At 52.4% G+C, this 19360-nt stretch carries 17 protein-coding genes; 8 read left to right on the plus strand and 9 right to left on the minus strand.

All coding sequences use genetic code 11. The features are described 5' to 3' along the window. On the plus strand, positions 1-684 hold a 684-nt coding region (locus B2Z72_RS13595; RefSeq protein WP_349681252.1), incomplete at its 5' end, for a phosphoglycolate phosphatase. A gap of 115 nt (positions 685-799) precedes the next feature. On the opposite strand, the gene B2Z72_RS13600 is transcribed toward B2Z72_RS13595, so the two are convergent. The 7 genes from B2Z72_RS13600 to B2Z72_RS13630 form a co-directional block, all read right to left on the minus strand. Beyond that, positions 800-2524: an EAL domain-containing protein gene (locus tag B2Z72_RS13600; RefSeq protein ID WP_296984222.1), complete on the minus strand. Its 1725-nt coding sequence runs from the start codon at positions 2522-2524 to the stop codon at positions 800-802. 39 nt (positions 2525-2563) lie between these two features. Beyond that, positions 2564-2947, minus strand: a complete 384-nt coding sequence (locus B2Z72_RS13605; RefSeq protein WP_296984224.1) for a PAS domain-containing protein — start codon at positions 2945-2947, stop codon at positions 2564-2566. A gap of 21 nt (positions 2948-2968) precedes the next feature. Further along, entirely contained in the window at positions 2969-3598 is a 630-nt protein-coding gene (locus tag B2Z72_RS13610; RefSeq protein WP_296984225.1) for a hypothetical protein, read from the minus strand. Beyond that, the gene (locus B2Z72_RS13615; protein ID WP_296984226.1) at positions 3595-3999 is read right to left on the minus strand and encodes a response regulator; all 405 of its coding nucleotides are present in this window, start codon (positions 3997-3999) and stop codon (positions 3595-3597) included. The genes B2Z72_RS13610 and B2Z72_RS13615 overlap by 4 nt, the downstream gene beginning before the upstream one ends. Positions 4000-4221: 222 nt before the next feature. Further along, positions 4222-7431, minus strand: coding sequence for an error-prone DNA polymerase (locus B2Z72_RS13620; protein ID WP_297005056.1), 3210 nt, complete (start codon positions 7429-7431; stop codon positions 4222-4224). Next, positions 7431-8894, minus strand: coding sequence for a Y-family DNA polymerase (locus B2Z72_RS13625; RefSeq protein ID WP_296984231.1), 1464 nt, complete (start codon positions 8892-8894; stop codon positions 7431-7433). The genes B2Z72_RS13620 and B2Z72_RS13625 overlap by 1 nt, the downstream gene beginning before the upstream one ends. Positions 8895-8906: 12 nt before the next feature. Next, complete coding sequence (locus B2Z72_RS13630) at positions 8907-9656, minus strand: ImuA family protein (protein WP_296984234.1); 750 nt, start codon at positions 9654-9656, stop codon at positions 8907-8909. Between the two features lie 165 nt (positions 9657-9821). Between B2Z72_RS13630 and B2Z72_RS13635 the strand changes: the two genes are divergently transcribed. Beyond that, positions 9822-10349: a hypothetical protein gene (locus tag B2Z72_RS13635; protein WP_296984235.1), complete on the plus strand. Its 528-nt coding sequence runs from the start codon at positions 9822-9824 to the stop codon at positions 10347-10349. 128 nt (positions 10350-10477) lie between these two features. Beyond that, a complete protein-coding gene (rmuC, locus tag B2Z72_RS13640; RefSeq protein ID WP_296984237.1) occupies positions 10478-11995 on the plus strand; it encodes a DNA recombination protein RmuC in 1518 nt (505 codons plus the stop codon). 102 nt (positions 11996-12097) lie between these two features. On the opposite strand, the gene B2Z72_RS13645 is transcribed toward rmuC, so the two are convergent. Next, the gene (locus tag B2Z72_RS13645; protein WP_296984238.1) at positions 12098-13396 is read right to left on the minus strand and encodes an APC family permease; all 1299 of its coding nucleotides are present in this window, start codon (positions 13394-13396) and stop codon (positions 12098-12100) included. A 203-nt stretch (positions 13397-13599) separates the two neighbouring features. Here B2Z72_RS13645 and cmoA point away from each other — a divergent pair, with 203 nt between their 5' ends. Together cmoA and cmoB are read left to right on the plus strand one after the other, a co-directional pair. Then, entirely contained in the window at positions 13600-14352 is a 753-nt protein-coding gene (gene cmoA / locus B2Z72_RS13650; protein WP_296984239.1) for a carboxy-S-adenosyl-L-methionine synthase CmoA, read from the plus strand. Then, complete coding sequence (gene cmoB / locus B2Z72_RS13655; RefSeq protein WP_296984240.1) at positions 14352-15353, plus strand: tRNA 5-methoxyuridine(34)/uridine 5-oxyacetic acid(34) synthase CmoB; 1002 nt, start codon at positions 14352-14354, stop codon at positions 15351-15353. Before cmoA ends, cmoB begins: the two co-directional genes overlap by 1 nt. Here cmoB and B2Z72_RS13660 read toward each other — a convergent pair. Beyond that, the gene (locus B2Z72_RS13660) at positions 15311-16393 is read right to left on the minus strand and encodes an AraC family transcriptional regulator (protein WP_296984241.1); all 1083 of its coding nucleotides are present in this window, start codon (positions 16391-16393) and stop codon (positions 15311-15313) included. The two genes, cmoB and B2Z72_RS13660, sit on opposite strands and share 43 nt — an antisense overlap. Before the next feature lie 139 nt (positions 16394-16532). Between B2Z72_RS13660 and B2Z72_RS13665 the strand changes: the two genes are divergently transcribed. From B2Z72_RS13665 to B2Z72_RS13675, 3 genes are all read left to right on the plus strand, one after another. Continuing rightward, positions 16533-17600, plus strand: coding sequence for an NADH:ubiquinone reductase (Na(+)-transporting) subunit F (locus tag B2Z72_RS13665; RefSeq protein WP_296984242.1), 1068 nt, complete (start codon positions 16533-16535; stop codon positions 17598-17600). A gap of 43 nt (positions 17601-17643) precedes the next feature. Next, positions 17644-18870 (plus strand): alkane 1-monooxygenase, encoded by a 1227-nt coding sequence (locus B2Z72_RS13670; RefSeq protein ID WP_296984243.1) that lies wholly within the window; start codon positions 17644-17646, stop codon positions 18868-18870. A gap of 219 nt (positions 18871-19089) precedes the next feature. Further along, positions 19090-19218, plus strand: a complete 129-nt coding sequence (locus B2Z72_RS13675; protein WP_297005059.1) for a hypothetical protein — start codon at positions 19090-19092, stop codon at positions 19216-19218. Positions 19219-19360 lie beyond the last annotated feature (142 nt).

The raw sequence follows: 19360 nt of genomic DNA on the forward strand, positions 1-19360 counted from the left end.
TTGCAGCAGGCGTACGGCACTCAGGGGCCAGATCTGGTGATGCTGGATCTGGATGGTACGCTGGTGGACAGTGTGCCGGATCTGCATGCGGCGGTGAATGTTATGCTGAGTGCCATGGGGCGCGCAGAAGCAAGCTCACTGAACGTCAGCCACTGGGTCGGCAACGGCCTTAATATGTTACTGCGCCGGGCGCTGGCCGAAGGTGATGAAACCCGTGCGCTGGCACTGGATGAGCAGCTGTTGCAGGATGCGCACTGTCATTTTGATCCGGCGTATGAAGCCGGTGTTCATCATGCCACTGGTGTGTATCCCGGTGTGAATGAATGGCTGCAGGCAACCGCTGGTAATTGTCGGCATGTGCTGGTGACAAATAAATCCCGTCGTTTTACGGAGCCGCTAATCGCCTCATTGGGCTGGCAGGATTATTTTGAGCTGCTGGTGTGTGGTGATGATCTGGCCGAGAAAAAACCGTCCGCTATGCCGCTGCTGTATGTCTGTGAGCAGTTACAGCTAACTGCACAGCAGGCGTTAATGATTGGTGATTCACGCAATGATATCCGTGCCGCCCAGGCCGCGGGTATTCGTTCTGCTGCAGTGACTTATGGCTATAATCACGGCGAAAATATTGCTGACAGTCAGCCGGACTGGCTGGTGAATAATCTGCTGGAGCTGCTCGCAGATTAGTTGACGGCAGACTATGTTTGCTGCTGATCCGTTTTGCAGGTCAGTTGGCCGTTTGTTTACGTCGCCTGTTTGGTGGGGTTGGTTTTGAGGGGTTAGTTTGGTGGAGTTGGTCTGCTCAGTGCAGCTTATCGTTGCGGATGGTGTGCCAGTCTTCAAGATTTTCCAGCGCCATGGGCTTACCAATGTAATATCCCTGAGCCATATCACACTGCTGGGTTTTCAGCAGTTCGAGCTGGGAAATACTTTCAATCCCTTCGGCAATGACTTCCAGTTTCAGTGCGTGAGCCAGATCGATAATGGCGGCAATAATATGGCTGTCGGTTTCGTTCTCAGTGGAATTAATAAGAAATTCGCGGTCAATTTTCAGAATATCCACTGGCAGCGTGCGCAGATAAGCCAGAGATGAGTAGCCGGTACCAAAATCATCAATGGCAATTTTAACGCCCAGTGCTTTCAGTGATTCAAGAATAATATAGGCCGAGCGGCGATCGCTGATCAGGTCGTTCTCAGTGATCTCCAGTACCAGGTGTTTCGCCTCCAGCCCGACAGCATCCAGCAGGCGTTTGACCTTGGCGACCAGTCCGTCATCCATAAACTGTCTGGGAGACAGATTTACACTCATAATTAGTGGGCGTCCGTAGCGTTTCTCCCATTGTGCAGACATGGATATGGATTCCTGCAGCACCCAGTCACCGATGTCAGCGATCAAACCACATTCTTCGGCAATGGGAATAAACTGATCCGGAGACACCAGCCCTTTTTCGGGATGCTGCCAGCGTATCAGGGCTTCGACACCGGCGATGTCACCGTTAATCACATTGATCTGTGGTTGATACTGCAGAACAAACTGCTGCTCCGTGATGGCTACCCGCAGTTCAGCTTCGGTTTTGAGGCGCTGAATCATGCGTTCATTCATCGCACGGGTAAAGAAACGGAAGACACCTTTGCCTTCCCGTTTAGACTGGTACATGGCCTGGTCGGCGCTGGATATCAGCCCTTCAGCTGTGGAGTGGTCATCCGGATACTGAGCAATGCCAATGCTGCAGCCAACATAAACTTCCGTTTTATCGAGAGAGAAAGGCTGCTGAAATGCCTTAATGATTTTCTCTGCTACGGTGATGGATGAGCGCTGGTGATTCTGGTTTTCCAGCAGCAGAATAAATTCGTCGCCGGCCCAGCGGGCGAGGGTATCTGCACCACGGGATATTTTCTTGATGCGACTGGCCACCATCCTAAGAATGGTATCACCAGCGCTGTGGCCCAGGGTATCATTAACGTTCTTAAAGCGGTCGAGATCGATAAAGAAAACGGACAGGCTGCGCGCTTCACGCTGATGAAAGAGAATAGATTCTTTTAGCTTTTCGATAAAGGTGGCGCGGTTATAAAGGCCGGTAACGGAATCATAACGGGCCATGCGGTACAGCTTCTCTTCAGTTTTCTTCTGCTCGGTAATGTCGCGGAAGAAAATATAATAGCGACAGAGCTGATCATCGTAGGGGATGATATTGAATGAAACCTGAATCGGTACCGGCTGACCATAACGGTTGAGCAGGACCATTTCCTGCTCCTGTCCATAATCCGGCAGATTGTTCTGAATTTTTATATCAGAGTCTTCAGAATTACCATCGAACAGATGTTTATCCAGCTGATCGATGTGTTCAAAAATATAGCGCTGCGAAAGATCTTCTTTTTCAATACCAATCACAGCCTCTGCAGCCGGGTTGGCATTCAGAATCAGTCCGTTGTTGTCGAAAATAACAATGGCGTTCTGAGTGCTGTTGAAGATGGTTTTCAGTTCGTAGTCTTTTTCTTTCAGTTCGGATACCAGCTGTGTCAGCATGGTGGATTGCGTGCGCAAAGCGCGTTCACGCAGATCAGATTAACTGATATCAAAAATAGAAATAACGCAGCACTGCTGGTTGTCGTATACCAGAGGTTTGATCAGAATGGATTGAATAATCCGCTGATGATTCTTTTTGCTGACGATGGATTCGTTATATAGCGGGAATGAAACTTTCAGCAGCTTGGCAGAAAGCACTGAAGGACAATTCAGATGCAGTGCTTTGTGGATTAAACGGTCTATACGGCTGTCTTTCAGTTCAGGAAAAACATCCAGTATCGGTGTGCCACGCACGTCACTTTCTTTCAGACCAGAGCGTCTGTCCATCCACTGGTTCCAGGTGGCGACACAGCCCTGCTCGTTGAGCACTATGATACCGGCGTTGACGGTATCAATGACGTGTTTGTAGAGGTTATCAATCACAGCGCAGCCCGTTAAACCCGGTTATCCCAGATTCATTTTCTGGCTGATGAAATCGTACAGTTTTGCCAGCGTATGTTTTGGCTGGAAGAACATGAGTTTGGCGGTAGAGTTTTTCTTAACCACAGTAAAACTGATGGTCAGAAAGAGAATCATGTCGTCGCTGTCATCGAGAAAGTCAGCTTCGGCACGGATATCGTCGAAGTAGCCGTATTCGCAGTTTGGCAGTTCGGTATTGATCTTAATGCCGAGCAGGGTAGACAGGGCGTAAATAACACCGGATACCGCAACATTGGTCAGATCCAGCAGCATCTCTTCTTCGGTGGCGGCAAATTCAACCCTTTGTTCATCGCTGTCCGGTAACAGACCATTAAGCAGGTTAAGACTTTCCGCTTCGCTGAAGAACAGCAGAGCTTCGCCTTCTATATCACCGGTAAATTCCTGCTGTACAAAAATGGCTTTGCCGGCATCCCGCATCAGGTCGGTAAATGCCAGGGCCTGCTGTTTGGGAATCATGTTGACTTCAGGTACGTGCAGTTCAATACGGCTGCCGGAAATTTCCGCCAGTTCTTCAATCACATGCCCCATGCCGAGGTTGAGCGATTCGGCCAGAATATCCAGTGACAGGGCTTCTTTCTGTTGTTCCGGAATCATAAACCGGCTCCTGTCTCAGATAAGGTAAAAAAGTCCTGCAGGCGTTGAACGAATTTGTCGACATCCGCCGGATTAATGGTTTTCTGAATATAGGAAACGTGAATAGCACGGGCATCGTCCTGCAGCTCATGACTGCGGTTTCCGGTAACCAGCGCTATACGGTTTGCTGGTACGCCAGCCTGAATGAGTTGTCTGGCGGTAGTCAGGCCATCGGGCATGGCCATGTTCATATCCAGCAGGTACCAGTCAAAGGGATACTGCTGCTGAGCGGCACTGTCGAGTACCTGCTGGCCGGAGGACGCTTCAAAAAATTCAGCATCCGGCAGGAGTTGCCCTACGGCTTCCTTAGCCAGCATTCGCGCGAACAGGCTGTCATCAGCGATCACTACTTTCTTGTTCATACACCATCCTGGTTCTGCTTCTGCTTGTAAGGGAGGGGTGTCGGCGAAGGGCACCCCATTCGTTGTTTTATTTTTAGTCAGTTTAGTAATGAATCCGGAGGCTTTCCAAAAAATATTACCAATGTCTGATATGGGGCTCAGAGGCTTACAGGCTGATACGTTGTGGCGTAACGATAAGTAACTGAGCAGCAGTGGAGGCCGCGGAAAGAGTGTGGAATACGATCAATGATAGTTATGAGATGTGGTTTTAAGGTTATCCAATAGTGAACTCATATCGGCCAGACGATAAGCGATCACATGAGTAATGCCGGATGCACTGTCTTTCTCGATCCGGCCATAGGCCTGCAGAATGCGCGACTGAGTCAGGGCTTTCAGCTGTCGTTCAGCGGTGCTCAGCCAGACCACCAGATTCACACAACCGCTTTCGTCTTCCAGAGTCACAAAGGTTACGCCGGCGGCGGTGCCCGGGCGCTGGCGACAGGTCACCAGTCCGCAGACAAATCCTTCATCGTTATGTTGTCGCTGCAACAGCTCCGCGGCGCTCAGGCTGTTACCCAGCATGCCCTGCTCACGCAGAATCGCCATCGGATGTCGGCCCAGGGTCAGCCCCAGAGTCTGATAGTCTTCCAGCATGTCTTCGGTTTCATCCGGGGTATTGAGTGCTGCCAGGCTGTCGGCCTGCCATTGGTGGTCCGTCATGGCGTCGGCCAGCAGGTCGGCCTGTACAGGTTCACTGACGGACCAGCGTGACTGATAGCGCGAGTTATAACGATTGCCGGCTAAGCCACTGAACGCATTGGCCGAGGCCAGCAGATTACCGTCTTTCTGACTGAGCTCTGCCCGCAGGCGGCAATCCTGAATATCCGCGAAGGGCCGCTGTTGTCGGGCCGTAACCAGACGTTCAGCACTGTCTTCACTGAAGCCATGAATCAGTCGTAAGCCCAGGCGCAGATGGGGTTGCTGATCGCCCGGATCGGCATGGTGCAGCCAGTCGCTGTGCTCAACACTGACCGGTAACACGTTAACGCCATGGGCGCGGGCATCGTTGATCAGTTGTGCCGGGCTGTAAAATCCCATGGGCTGGCTGTTCAGAATCGCGGCACAGAAAAGCGCCGGATGATGGCATTTCAGCCAGGCGCTGGCATACACCAGCAGGGCAAAGCTGGCTGCATGGGATTCCGGGAAACCATATTCACCAAAGCCCAGTAACTGGCGTTGCAGACGCTGAATATAGTCCAGTGAAAAGCCATTGTTCAGCATGTTGATTTCCAGTCGCTGCTGGAGTTTCTGCATATGACCTTTTTTCCGCCAGCTGGCCATGGAGCGGCGCAACAGATCGGCTTCGGCGGCGGTAAAATCGGCCGCCACCATGGCAAAAGCAATCACCTGTTCCTGAAATAACGGAATGCCCAGCGTACGTTCCAGAATGGGTCTGAGGGCATCCATAGGGTAGTCCGGCTCTTCTTCGCCGTTACGCCGGCGTAAATACGGGTGCACCATATCGCCGTGAATCGGCCCCGGACGGACGATGGATACCTGAATCACCAGATCATAATAATTGCGCGGTTTAAGCCGTGGCAGCATGTTCATCTGCGCCCGGCTCTCAACCTGAAACACACCGATGGAATCGGCTTTCTGCAGCATTTGATAAGTTGCCGGATCGTCTCTGGGAATATCCGCCAGCGTTATGTTCAGTTGCTGCAGGCAACGGCGTATGGCCGATAACATACCGAGGCTGAGAATATCGACTTTCATTAATCCCAGCGTTTCCAGATCTTCTTTATCCCATTGAATCACCGTACGTTCATCCATGGCGGCATTTTCTACCGGCACGAGATCGGTGAGCTTTTCCCGGGCAATAACAAAGCCACCAACATGCTGGGATAAATGCCGGGGAAAACGCAGAATTTCACTGACCAGATATTTCAGCTGGCGCAGTTTGAGACCGTCAGCCACCCGCCGGTCAGCCAGTTCATCAAGCCAGGTTTCTTTTTTATAGCGATAACCGAAATTGGCCAGTACCGGTTCCAGCGCCAGTAAATCCATGCCCAGTGCACTGGCCACATCGCGCAGGGCACTTTTCGGACGGTATGAAATAACCGTAGCCGCCAGTGCTGCACGCTCACGGCCGTATTTCTGATAAATATACTGAATGACTTCTTCGCGCCGCTGACTTTCAAAGTCGACATCGATATCCGGTGGTTCATGGCGTTCGGCGGAAATAAAACGTTCAAACAGCAGATTCACTTCAGCCGGATTGACCTCGGTAATTTCCAGGCAGTAACAGACCACCGAGTTAGCGGCAGAACCGCGCCCCTGACAAAGAATATTCTGACTGCGGGCAAAACGTACGATGTCATAAATGGTCAGAAAATAATGTTCGTATTCTTTTTCGGCGATGAGCGTCAGTTCTTTTTCTATGGTGTCGCGGACCTTTTGACTTTCCCCTTGTGGAAAGCGTTTTTTACAGCCGGCTTCGGTCAGCTCACGCAGATAATCACCGGCACGTTTTCCGGTGGGCAGGGTATCGGTTGGATACTGGTAACAGATTTCATCCAGCTGAAAATTGCATTGCCGGGCAATGGCTGTGGTGCTGGCCATCAGCTCTGCTGAATACAGATGCGTCAGTTTTTTGCAGGAACGCAGATGCCGCTCATTATTGCTAAATAAATGCTGACGGCAGCTTTCAATGGTCTGGTTATGGCGGATGGCCGTAATACAATCCTGTAAAGGCTGGCGTGCCGGAATGTGCATATGCACCTGACTGGCACAGGTCAGCGGGATCTGCCACTGGCGGGCAAAGCGACACAGCCTGTCAAAACGCCATTCGTCTGTGGCATCCAGCATGCGCTCGGCCAGCAGCCACAGGCGGTGGGCAAAATGATGGCTCAGTCGGCGGGTGAATTCCGCCTGTTGTGTCTGCTGTGGCTGCTGTGATTGTTGCGGCTGTGCATAAAACGACTGTTGCGGTTGCCACAGTAACAGGCAGTGCTGCAGGTCAAACAGCTGCCCTGGGTTAAAAAGGTAAGTGCCTTTTTCTGCAGCGCGGCGACAGGTGGTGATCAGGCGACAGAGTTCACTGTAGGCTTTTTTGTCTGTCACCAGCACAACAAAAATATGATCGTCGCAATGAAATTCACTGCCAATAATTAAACGGAAATTCTCCAGTTTTGCCGCCAGAGACGGATCCTTCTGTGTTTCCTGCTGCAGATCCTGTAATGCCTGCCAGGCACGGACAACACCGGCCAGCGAACATTCATCGGTGATTGCCAACCCCTGATAACCAAGGGCCACCGCCTGTTGCACCAGTTCCTGTGGATGCGAGGCCCCGCGCAGGAAAGAGAAATTACTGACGCAGTGCAGTTCGGCATAAGCGACCGGCGTGCCTGTGGCGATATTTGTATCGGCCGTGTTATCCGCTGAATGATTCATCAGGAAAAAAGCCCATGAATAAACCAGCCCTGTGGCGAATGAAAAACCCACAGCAGCTGTTCACTCTGTTTTTCTGTTGCTGGTTCTGTTGCCTGGCAGACGACGTAGTAATCACGGCGCACGGTATTGTTATCCCACCAACCGCTGCAGACCCGTTCAGGCCCGGAAATAATCTGCTGCGGCGCAGGACAGGGCAGCGGAGCCGGCAACAGCCACAACGGTCTTGTACCACTGCCGGGATGTAAGTGGGCTGCTGCGGGAAGGTCATCAGCAGGGCGGAATATACTTGCCTGTTCCGGGCGCGGATCGGCCTGAACCTGCAGGCGCAGTAACTGCTCAGGTTGTAAGCGGCTGGCCAGACGGTTGAGCAGCTGACCGCTGTTCTCTCCGTCGGAGCTGTCCGCCTCTGCCTTGCTGGTCAGCAGTCCCTTTTGCCCGCGTTCCCGTTCAATAAACTCACTGACGTTCAGTATCAGACTCTGTACCGGGGCGGGCAGGCGGCGTTGCTCAAGAAAATGACGCACCATAAAAACCAGCTGGCTGTGTTCATATTCACCGTGAGCAAAGCGTATCTGCCATTCGCTGTCAGGCAGATGACGGTGGCTGAGTTGCAGATTCAGTTGCCGGGTGCTGAGCTGGCGGCGCTGCAGAAATTCACTCAGCCGCTGCAACAGACGCTGCAAGGGAAACAGTAAGCCGTTGCTGTGTTCGACTTCATGAATAAAGTGCGCCTGCTGCTGAAAAACTTCAGCGTTGTGAAAGGCCGGCAGAGGGTGTGGCTCATAGCCGAGCAAGCGGCGGATACGCTGACTGAAATCCGTTCCCAGCCGGCTGGACAGGGCGGTTAACGGCAGGCGATTAACATCGGCCAGCCGTTTTATACCAAGACGCTGCAAACGGTAAGTTTCCTCCGGGCTCAGGGGTAACCCCTGCTGTAACTGTGCGACCGTCAGGTGCGGCAGATCATGGTTATCAGTGGCTGGCAGCAGCTGCAGATGCGCACGTAATCTTGCCGCCAGCGGCGTTTGCCCAAGACCGGTCTGTACTGACCAGTGCTCGGCATCAGCCTGAGCAATAATATGGCGATGCAGGGAATCCATGCCGTGAAACAGGCGCAGCATACTGGCGACTTCAAGCCACAGTCCCTGCGGTGGATCAGGGCTGATAAAGGCACTGAACTGACCCGCCCAACTGGCGCGGGTATTGAGCATCTGCGCCTGCTGCTGAGCATCAATGGTCAGCAGCTGCAGTTGCGGGCACAGGCATAACGCGGTGATCAGAGGCATATCTGCCAGAACCCCGCTGTTCTGAGCGGCTTTATTGGCCTGCCAGATATGGCGTTGACTGCTGCGCCTGACCAGCGCCACCGGTTGTTGCGTAAGCTGCTCCGCATCCGGCTGACTGCTGATCACCTGCTGCAGGCACATCTGTGGAAATAACAGATACATCCAGCGATCTTTCATAAGCCAGCCCGTTTATTGCAGCCTGGTGGTTTTGCTGTTGTCACCCAGCTGCCTGTGCCACGGGTTTTTGTCGTGTTGACTTCTTTCGGTATGGCTTCGGTTGAGATCCAGAGTAAACGGATGTCCGGGCCATTGGCCGCGGCGTTTATAACATTCAATTTCAACGGCACTGGCTGACTGACGCTGAATACCAAGGCGCACAGCTGCCGGTGAGCCGGACGGATCAAACGCGGACTGTGGCCACAACCAGCAATAACTCTGATGGTGAGCACAGGCCAGCTGCAGGCGGCGGATATGGGCCTTGTGCAGGCGCTGTGGCCAACCCAGAACGGCGCTGCAATGACCACTCTTCAGCCCTTCCTCCAGACACCACATGGCTTGCTGTTCGTCTTTGGGATGAACCAGCAAAACCCTGCGGACATCGATGCCAGCCTGTTGCAACGCTGCCGCCTGAGGCTGCAGGCGCATACGGCCGTTGTGCGTATCCAGGTTCGGGCTGCCGACCCAGAGAATCCAGCGCGGCTGCTGACTGAGCTGGGCCAGTGCCGGCAGGATCAGGCTGACCTCACCGTTACCGGTGAGGGGACCGGCGTGACCATAGATTTCACACACCTGACCGGATTGCCAGCCATGGGCTGGCAGGGCGTCATTGAGCGCGGCAAAGCCGCTGTCGATAACGGCCTGGCGCGGTTGCTGAGCTGCGTTACTCTGGCCCTGCCAGACCTGTCCGCTGGCAATGACCTGATCAAGAGGCTGAGGCATAAGAATCTCTTGCTTGGTATTTGTATGGATATACAGTACTGTTTATATATCCAGTATTCAAGAGGGCAAACAGAAGAGACAATAAGCCCTGACATTTTTGTGGCCGAAGCAATGACAGAAAGACAACTCCGCCGTCCTGTACGCTGGCAAGTGCTGGGAGCCGCCATGGCTTTGCTGTTGCCCGCTGGCGCGTCGGCGCTGGAGGGCTATGGCGAGTTTGGTCTGGGCGTAACCTTTGTTGAAGTGGATCAGCCATTGGCGCTGCGTTCAGAAGACCGCAAAGAAACAGTGGCGGATGAAACCCTGTTTGCTGGTGGAGCGATCCAGTGGTTGCCATTTGTCAGCACCGGCCTGCAGATGTGGATCTGGGGAGATCGCCGGGTGGATGCCAATGCGACGGAAAAAAACATCGACGGTATCGGTGTTGCTGCCGATGTCACCGTACGCTTCCCTTTTGATGCCTTCAGCCCTTATGCGCGTTACAGCCGGGTGTGCTGGGACATGCTGATTACCGGCCTGGACAGTAACTGGTCGGAAGAAGCCTGTTCATCGCAGGTTGCTGCCGGGCTCGGATTTGGCTTGCGTGGCGCGGATGGCAGGCTGCAGCGCCTGAATATTGAATACAGCCGCATGACTCTGACCGATGACGCAGAACTGTCGCAGCTGGTGGCGACCATGCAGGTTTCTTTTTAACGGCTTTAAACGTGTTCACGGTGCGCTGAAACGTATCTTTCTGAGCTGCCAGACAAACGCCAGGTGCACGCTCTCCGTTGTATTTCAATGTTACCGATTAATGATTTACCAATTTATGGACCAATGTAATGACTGATTATTCTCTGACCTATCTTTTGCTTTCTGTTGCCGCTGCTGTGGCCGGCACTGGTCTGCTGGCGTATGCCCTGCAGTATCAGCGACAGCAGAGCTGGCAGCAGAAACAGGCAGAATCAGAGCAGACCCTGCAGGCTGAGCAACAGTTGCGCGAGCAGAGTGAGCAGCAGCTGAAACAGCTGAGTGCCGATATTCAGCAACTGCAGCAGGACCTCAGTCAGGTGCGGGTGGATCAGGTGCGCTGGCAGGAGCGGGCAGAGTCACTGCAGAGTCAGGCACAGAAATCCGAACAGCAGTATGGTCAACAGCAACAGCAGGACCGCGCCCAGCTGCAGGCGTTGCAGCAGGAACTGACGTCGGTACAGCGCCAGTTAGCCACCGAACGCGAGGCCCGCACTCAGGAGCAGCGCAGCAGCGAAGAAAAACTCAGCTTGCTGCAGCAGGGTAAAGAACAGATGCTGAAAGAATTCGAGCATCTGTCACAGAAAATCTTTGAAGAGAAAAACCGTCAGTTCAGCGAGCAGAGTCAGAAAGGGCTGGATTCTCTGCTGACACCTTTTAAAGATCAGCTGGAAGGGCTGCGCAAAAAAGTTGAGGACGTTTATGTGGCTGATGCCAAAGACCGTACCGAACTGAAAACCCAGATTGAAAATCTGCACAAACTGAATCAGCAGATGACGTCCGAAGCGCATGCCTTAATCACCGCCTTGCGTGGTGAGAAAAAAATGCAGGGTAACTGGGGTGAAATGGTACTGGAAACCGTGCTGGAGCGTTCCGGTCTGCGCAAAGGTGAAGAATATGTGCGCGAGCAGGTACATCAGGATGATGGCGGCAAAACTTACCGTCCGGATGTGATTATTAATCTGCCGGAAGGCAAACACATTGTGGTGGATGCCAAAGTCTCACTCAATGCCTACACAGATTATGTGAATGCCGAAGATGATGTCCAGCGCGATGCGGCATTAAAACGCCATATTGACGCAGTACGTAACCATATCCGTGGGCTCAGTGAAAAAGCCTACCAGCAGCTGCTGGGTATTAATTCACCGGATTTTGTCTTCCTGTTTATGCCGGTTGAACCCGCCTTTATGCTGGCCTTCCAACAGGATGAAAAACTTTTCAATGATGCCTTTGAGCAGCGCATTGTGGTCGTGACGCCAACCACTCTGTTGGCAACGCTGCGTACCGTGGCCAGTATCTGGGCCATTGAACGGCGCAATAAAAGTACCGAAAAACTGGCGGAGCAGGCCGGTAAGGTATACGACAAACTGGTGCTGGTGGTCGAAAAATTTGAAAAAGTCGGCAATCAGCTGGGCACCGTGCAGAAGTCCTATGACGATGCCTGGAACTCCATGAAAACCGGACGTGGTAACCTGCTCAGTCAGGCCGATACTTTCCGCAAACTTGGCGTGCGTTCGAAGAAAGAACTGGACAAAAAACTGACGCAGGAAGCCAACTCTGAGGCGGATTTATTTGATCTGGTTGAAGCGCCGGAAGATGAAACCCTGTGAAAAAAAACTGTGAAATAAAACCCTGTGAGGTAATAAAAGGCGTCAGTGCACTGGCCTGTTGGCTATGCACTGACGGTAGGCCGGGATTTCTGACAAAACATTTTAATCTTTGATTCTGGGTAGAATCAGACGCTTATGCAGCTTCTGCAGTAAGACTTCAGTCACGACAGCGATCACGAAGAAAGCAATCAGCGTATAGAGCACACCACTGGCGTTGCCGGCGCTGTAGATCAGCGCCAGCAGCATAGCGCCAAAACTCAGCACCATAGCCAGAATAATAATGCCTTTACTGGCGCCGGTTTCTTTTGCCAGTTTCAGGTGTCCGGCGTGCGTTACGCCGTGAATAAACAGAATAGATATGGAGCCGATTGCGGCGATTTCCGACAGATCAAACAACAGGGATAAAATAATAATCAACACCCCACTGATGATCAGACCTTCACGGCTGTGAGCAATGGGCTTGCCGAACTGTGCCGGCAGTTCCCCGTTTTTTGCCATATTGTAGGTGATGTTGGTCACCGCATAGAGGTTGGCATTGATGGCTGACGCTGTAGCAATCAGTGCAGTGATCGCCACAATGGTAAAGCCGGTCTGACCAAAAATAGGTCTTGCCGCTTCAGCCAGCGCAAAGTCTTTACTGGCGATGACATCTGCGACCGGCAGATTGCCAAAGACGGCAAAAGAAATAGCGATATACAGTCCCATCACCAGCAGGATGGAGATCATCATTGCCCGCGGCAGAGTTTTCTGCGGGTTGGGCATATCTTCTGCGGTATTGGTTATTACGCGGAAACCTTCATAGGCAAAGAAAGTAATCGCCAGGCTGAAAAATATTTGGCTGGCAGGCGGGTAGTGTGAGGGGGAGATATAATCACTCTTCAGATAGCCGATACCGGCCACGGAAAGGCCGACCAATACCAGAAATTTGACCCCGACGGTAACCGTTTCCCAGATGGCGACATCACGGGCACCACGCAGATTAATCAATACAAAAAGCACAATAATGCCGGATGACAACAGGTGATGAACCAGCGTGGTCTGCAGCTCCGGCGGAAAGAAGGTGACGGCATAATTGCCGAAGGCTTTGGCCACCAGACTGAGTGACACGACAGCGGCGAAAAACAACATAATGCCCATGGCACCGACGAAGGTACCGCTGCCATAAGCCTGGGCCAGATACTCGATAATACCGCCGGAAGACGGGTAACGTGCACCAAGTTTCCCCAGTGAGTAGCCACTGAACAGCGCAATGACGCCACCAAGGATAAATGAGATGTAAACCGCACTGCCGGAAATCGCGCTGGCTTCACCCAATAACGAGAATATTCCGGCACCCACCATTGCACCGACGCCCATGGATACAGCAGACCATGTACCGATTGGCTGAGTGGAGTTATGCATTGTCGATTTCCATGCTGAGAATTCAGGGCGCAGTGTACCCTGTCCGCATGACAACAACACTGAGCTGAATCCGGATAGCGTCATAAAGGTAAGGACATAAAGACAGGGGCAGAAAGGCAGGGCTGTGGCGGACAGGCGCTCTGGTGCCTGAAGCCGGCGTTAGCTAAAATGCGCACTCAGTTACCAGGCACGCCGGACTTTCCATGACTCACGATGATCAGCAACCAGACAATATCTATCAGACGCCGCTGGATGAGGTGCCGGGTTTTACCTTTGACGGCGCTGTCGCGCGGGTATTTCCGGATATGATCAAGCGCTCGGTCCCCGGTTATGCTGAGACCGTCGCCATGTCCGGCATTATTGCCGGGCGCTATGTAAAGCCGGGTTCCAATCTTTATGATCTGGGCTGCTCGTTGGGGGCGGTAACGCTGGCGATGCGTCACGGGGTACAGGCTGCAGGTGATGCCGGTCAGGGTTGCACGATCACCGGCATTGATAATTCTGCCTCAATGATTGAACGGGCAGAACACTATGTTGCACTCGATGAAGCTACGGTTCCTGTTTCTATGGTCTGCGGCGATATTGTTGGTTTCCCGCTGGAAAATGCCTCAGTCACCGCACTGAATTTTGTCCTGCAGTTTATTGCGCCGGAAATGCGCTTGTCGCTGTTGAACAGTATTGCTGAAGCCACTGTGCCTGGTGGTGCACTGATACTGTCGGAAAAAATCCGCTTCGATCCCTGGGAGCAGATGATGCAGGATGAACTGCATCTGGATTTTAAACGTGCCAATGGTTATTCCGAACTGGAAATCGCACAGAAACGCAGTGCGATTGAAAATGTTCTCATTCCGGAAAGCCATGAAGCTCATGTGGAACGTCTGCGTGAAGCTGGTTTCTCGCGCGTTATCCGCTGGTATCAGTGTTTCAATTTTGTATCCTATCTGGCGGTAAAATAATGACTGACAGCAACAATATCCTGCCGTGGTTTCATCATGTTCTGTCCGTTATGCAGGATGGCCCTCTGGCGCCGTGGGCAGATGTTCTGCCGCAGCAGCTGAATGAAATCCTGCACGAAAAAGAACACGGTGATCAGCAGCGCTGGCTTGATGCTGTGCTGGCATTACCAGACATTACGTCCGTTGAGGCGGATTTAAACAGCCACGATATTGCCTTAAAAAGCAGTGATCTGAGTGAGCAGCAAAGCGCGGAGGTGGATGCCTGCCTGCGTGGCTTAATTCCCTGGCGCAAAGGCCCGTTCCGCTTTTTTGATACCGATATTGATACCGAGTGGCGTTCTGACTGGAAGTGGGATCGCGTTGCACCGCACATTGCCCCCTTGCACGGTCGGGTGGTGCTGGATGTGGGTTGCGGCTCGGGTTATCACATGTGGCGTATGCTTGGTGCTGGTGCCAAGCGTGTTATCGGCGTTGATCCATCACGTTTATTCCTGATGCAGTTTCAGGCCTATAAAAAATACCTGCAAAGCGCTCAGGGCCAGGCAAATGCCGATTTGCTGCCATTAAAAATGGAAGATGTACCGCCGCGTCTGAAAGCCTTTGATACGGTGTTTTCCATGGGTGTGCTGTATCACCGCAAATCACCGATTGATCATCTGCAGGAGCTGAAAGATGCCTTGCGCCCCGGCGGCGAGCTGGTGCTGGAAACCCTGGTTATTGATGGCCCGCTGGGTGAAGTTCTGATGCCGGAAGATCGCTACGCCATGATGCGCAATGTGTGGTTTATTCCAACGCCGGAAACCCTGTTGCTGTGGTGTCGTCGAGTGGGACTGAAAAATGCTCGTGTGGTTGATTTAAACCAGACGTCGCTGGAGGAACAGCGCGCCACCGAATGGATGCGTTTTAATTCACTGAAGGATTTTCTTGACCCTGATGACGTGAATAAAACGGCCGAAGGCTATCCGGCACCGTTGCGCGCGGTGATTGTTGCAGAAGCCTGAGACGACACATTCTGCTCTGCATGCTGGCGGCGGAAATTCAGCGGCGATAACCCGGCATTGCGCCGTCGAAAAGCACGACCGAAGTTTGCCGGGTCGTTGTAGCCCAATAAGTGACTTATCTGCTGCACACTCAGACGGGTCGTTGTCAGATACTGACAAGCCATATCCTGACGCCATTGATCAAGTAATTCTTTATAGCTGGTGCCCTCACCGGCGAGACGTCGGCGCAGGGTGCGTGGCGACAACACCAGTTCATCTGCCACCTGTTCAAATGATGGAAAACGTCCTTTTGCCCGTGCCAGCATCATCTGAATCTGGCCACTTAAACGCTGCTGAGATTTCCACTTCAGCAATTGCTCTTCACACTGCTGTGTCGCCTGACGCTGAACCTGAGTGTCAGCCAGTTGCGAAGGCAGGCTCAGGTCTTCCTGTGGAATAACCAGCTGGTTTGCCACTTGATTAAAACGCACTTCGCAGGGGAAAAATGCCTGATAAAGTTCTCCGTATTCCGGCTCATCAAAAGCAAAGTCCACGCGAATTAATCGTGCTCGTTCAGCAGAAACAAAGCGTAAGACCGCGATTAATGTAACGATCAGTGCTTCCAGAAAGGTGGCGCGAATGTCTCCCAGCGTATACAGCTCGTCCATCTTTAAGCAGGCGTAGCGACCTTGCTGTTCCATTCGTAATGACACCAGCGGCGTGCGGGTAGCGACGTACTGGCAGGCAATGTCGGCAGCTTCCCCCAGTGTGGAGCTGCTCATCGCTGCCAGCCCTAACAAACCATGTGTGGTAATTGTTAGTTGGCTACCCAGATAAAGCCCTAGTGCGGGTTCATCAATTTCATTGCGGGATTCTCGTATCAGAGCACTGAATTGTTGCCAGTTGAGTTTGCCATCCAGAGCTTCAGTACAGCGTTCATCGACCCCGGCACGGACGCAGATCATCGACGCAGAACCGCCCCGGCCGGAAATTAGATTCAGCAGATTCGGTACATAGTTTGTGGGCAGCAGAAAGCTGTCATGCAGGGTGTCGATGGTCATGCCTCTTATCTTATCGCCTGCCGTCTCGCTGAAAAGACCATGGCCTCTAATGACCATTTCTTGTCTGCTGGTGCTGTAATCCCTTTTTGCGCAAACACTTAAAGTGAGTGCATAACAACAAGGATAAAGGCTCAGGCTTATGCTCTCATTGTTTCGCAAGAAAACCCGGTCCATCACGCTTGATAACACTCAACAGACACTGGTGGCTGAACCGGGAGAAACCATTTTGCAGGCAGCACTGCGAGAAGGTATTCGCTTTCCGCACAGTTGTCGTGTTGGTGGCTGTGCCGTATGCAAATGCAGACTGCGGCAAGGGCAGGTAAAAGAACTGACTGAGAGCGCTTACGTACTGAATACCGAAGATTTGGACAACGGCTACATTCTCGCCTGCCAGAGTGTACCAAAATCGGACATTAGTATTTCTGTTCCCGACTGGGACGAACGCAGCCCGGACCATGTAATACAGAGCGTCACAGGTACGATCACCGGACAACGTTTTCTGACCCATGATATTACCGCCATTACCATCGAGCTGGAGCAGCCACTGATATTTACTGCCGGACAGTATGCACAGCTGTCATTTGTCGATGGTCGTGCGCCTGCCCGTTCGTATTCGTTTGCTTCTGTCTGTGCGCAGAGCGGCACAAAAACGATTGAATTTTTTATTCGCAGTATCGAAGGCGGTGCTTTATCGCCGCGCTTTCGTGATCCGGCCATCCGCGGTGCGCAGGTAAATATCGAAGGGCCGTACGGAGATTTCTGGTTACGCCCGGATGACACACCAATTTTTGCTATTGCCGGTGGTAGTGGCCTGGCGCCGCTGCTCAGCATTTTGCGTCAGGCTTTAGCTGACCACTCAACCCGCCCGGTGACCTTATTGTTTGGTGCTCGTACTCAGGCAGACCTGTATGCGCTTGACGAAATTGCAGACCTGAAAAAGCAGTGGCGGGGGGCATTTGAATTTACTCCTGTGTTGTCGTCAGAGCCTGAAGACTCTGATTGGCAGGGTTTGCGAGGGTGGGTAACGCAGGCAATTGAAGGGCGTATCAGTGGCACCAGTCAGGTGTATCTGTGCGGACCCGCAGGAATGATCGATGCGGCAATCGACGAATGTCAGAAATTCAGCGTTCGATCGACGCAGATATTCTTCGACAAATTTACTGACAGCCGTGACTTGGCGGTTAACGGAAAAATGGCGTCCGCCTGAATTAAGCAAATTACTCGTTAAAAAAATAATAAGGAGATAGGAAATGTTTAAATACACCAAGTACACACTTTTTCATATGCTCACCATTCCATTTGGGATTGGTGTGACATTGGGGGGCGACTGGATGTATGCCGGTCTGGTGTTTGCTGTTGGCTTTGTGGTTGTTGGCGATCTGTTGATGGGTGACGACACCAGCGAGCCAGAATACGAAGCGCCCTGGCTTCTTAACCTGCAGCTGTATTCTTCATTGCTGCTGATTGTGGTGATGAATTTCCTGATGGTCTGGAGCGTGGCTGATGCCGATGTACTGGGCTATGGCGCTCTGGTGCAACAGTTCACCGGCTTTGACGCACTGGCTGCGCGCGAAGCCAATAGCTGGCCGCAATACGCTGCCGCCATTCTCGGCTGTGGCCTGCTAACCTCGGTGGTGGGTACTATCGTTGGTCATGAGCTGACACACCGCACATGGGATCCGATGGCTATGTTTATTGGTCGCTGGTTGCTGGCGTTCAGCTGGGATACCGGCTTCTCGATCGAGCACGTCTATGGTCATCACATTTATGTGGGTTCAACCGATGACCCGGCAACCGCACCACGTGGACGTAATGTGTATTACCACATTCTGGCGTCTACCTGGAAAGGCAACATCAGCGCCTGGAATCTGGAAAAGAAGCGTCTTAAGAAAAAACGTCTGCCGGTCTTCAGTCACCACAACCTGTATATCCGTGGTCTGCTGATGTCACTGGCACTGGAAGTTGCAGCCTTTGTCATGGCTGGCTGGGTTGGTGTGGCAGTCTTTACTGCAACCGCGCTGATTGCCAAAGCGTTTCTGGAAATTGTCAATTTTATGGAACACTACGGCATGGTACGCAACGTCAAAACACCGGTACAGCCATACCACAGCTGGAATACCAATAAGCGCATCAGCTCCTGGGCAACCTTTAACCTGACGCGTCATTCTCACCATCATGCACAAGGCGATGTTCCTTTCCAGAAACTGCGCCCTTATCAGGATGCACCCATGATGGTTAACGGTTATCTGACCACCATTTTCCTGACCCTGATTCCACCACTGTGGAACGCTATTATGGTACCGAAAGTACTGGACTGGGATCGTCGTTTTGCCAGTGCAGAAGAACTGAAGCTGGCCATGCAGGCGAATAAACGCAGCGGTATTAAAGCTTTTATGGAGCAGGACTACAGCGACCTGATTCGCCAGAAGCAGGCCCTGAACACAACCAGCAGCAACCGCACGGTTCAGGCGGCATAAATGAACCACTTGTAACGTGGGAGCGTTAAGACGGGCAGAGGTAATGTGAGCGAGTTACCGCTACTGCCGGATTCTTTCCGGGGCTTTTGCCCCGTTTTTTTATTGGCCGTAAACAGCTACTGATGCCGATATTCAGCAGACCCTCTGAAACATTCTGATACATAAGTCTACGCATTCCGGGGTTGCAATCGTTTTGCAGCCGGGCGTAGTATGGAAAACATGATTACGAAAACACGCACACAAACCATGATGTCGAACGAAGCCACTGCCACCGCAGCGGCTTCTTCCTGCGTGTTTAACTGGTGGTTCTATGGCTATTACTTTAGCCAGGAGTCAGGCCGCCTGTAAGCAAACGCTTAGTTCCCCAGGGCAGTCTGAATCAGATGACTGCCAACGGTATCAAACCCCGACTGGCAGTCAGCCACTCGGGGTTTTTTATTGGCTTTAAAAAACTGCAACGTCAGGACATTACTATGAATACTCAGTCTGC

The organism is Thalassolituus sp. UBA6592, assembly GCF_002433655.1.
In the GTDB taxonomy this organism is placed as follows: Bacteria; Pseudomonadota; Gammaproteobacteria; order Pseudomonadales; family Oceanobacteraceae; genus Venatoribacter.

Coding starts and splice junctions, on each gene's coding strand:
- B2Z72_RS13600 (WP_296984222.1), bottom strand. CDS start 2,524: ATGCTGACACAGCTGGTATCCGAACTGAAAGAAAAAGACTACGAACTG.
- B2Z72_RS13610 (WP_296984225.1), bottom strand. CDS start 3,598: ATGATTCCGGAACAACAGAAAGAAGCCCTGTCACTGGATATTCTGGCC.
- B2Z72_RS13615 (WP_296984226.1), bottom strand. CDS start 3,999: ATGAACAAGAAAGTAGTGATCGCTGATGACAGCCTGTTCGCGCGAATG.
- B2Z72_RS13620 (WP_297005056.1), bottom strand. CDS start 7,431: ATGAATCATTCAGCGGATAACACGGCCGATACAAATATCGCCACAGGC.
- B2Z72_RS13625 (WP_296984231.1), bottom strand. CDS start 8,894: ATGAAAGATCGCTGGATGTATCTGTTATTTCCACAGATGTGCCTGCAG.
- B2Z72_RS13630 (WP_296984234.1), bottom strand. CDS start 9,656: ATGCCTCAGCCTCTTGATCAGGTCATTGCCAGCGGACAGGTCTGGCAG.
- B2Z72_RS13635 (WP_296984235.1), top strand. CDS start 9,822: ATGGCTTTGCTGTTGCCCGCTGGCGCGTCGGCGCTGGAGGGCTATGGC.
- rmuC (WP_296984237.1), top strand. CDS start 10,478: ATGACTGATTATTCTCTGACCTATCTTTTGCTTTCTGTTGCCGCTGCT.
- B2Z72_RS13645 (WP_296984238.1), bottom strand. CDS start 13,396: ATGCATAACTCCACTCAGCCAATCGGTACATGGTCTGCTGTATCCATG.
- cmoA (WP_296984239.1), top strand. CDS start 13,600: ATGACTCACGATGATCAGCAACCAGACAATATCTATCAGACGCCGCTG.
- cmoB (WP_296984240.1), top strand. CDS start 14,352: ATGACTGACAGCAACAATATCCTGCCGTGGTTTCATCATGTTCTGTCC.
- B2Z72_RS13660 (WP_296984241.1), bottom strand. CDS start 16,393: ATGACCATCGACACCCTGCATGACAGCTTTCTGCTGCCCACAAACTAT.
- B2Z72_RS13665 (WP_296984242.1), top strand. CDS start 16,533: ATGCTCTCATTGTTTCGCAAGAAAACCCGGTCCATCACGCTTGATAAC.
- B2Z72_RS13670 (WP_296984243.1), top strand. CDS start 17,644: ATGTTTAAATACACCAAGTACACACTTTTTCATATGCTCACCATTCCA.
- B2Z72_RS13675 (WP_297005059.1), top strand. CDS start 19,090: ATGATTACGAAAACACGCACACAAACCATGATGTCGAACGAAGCCACT.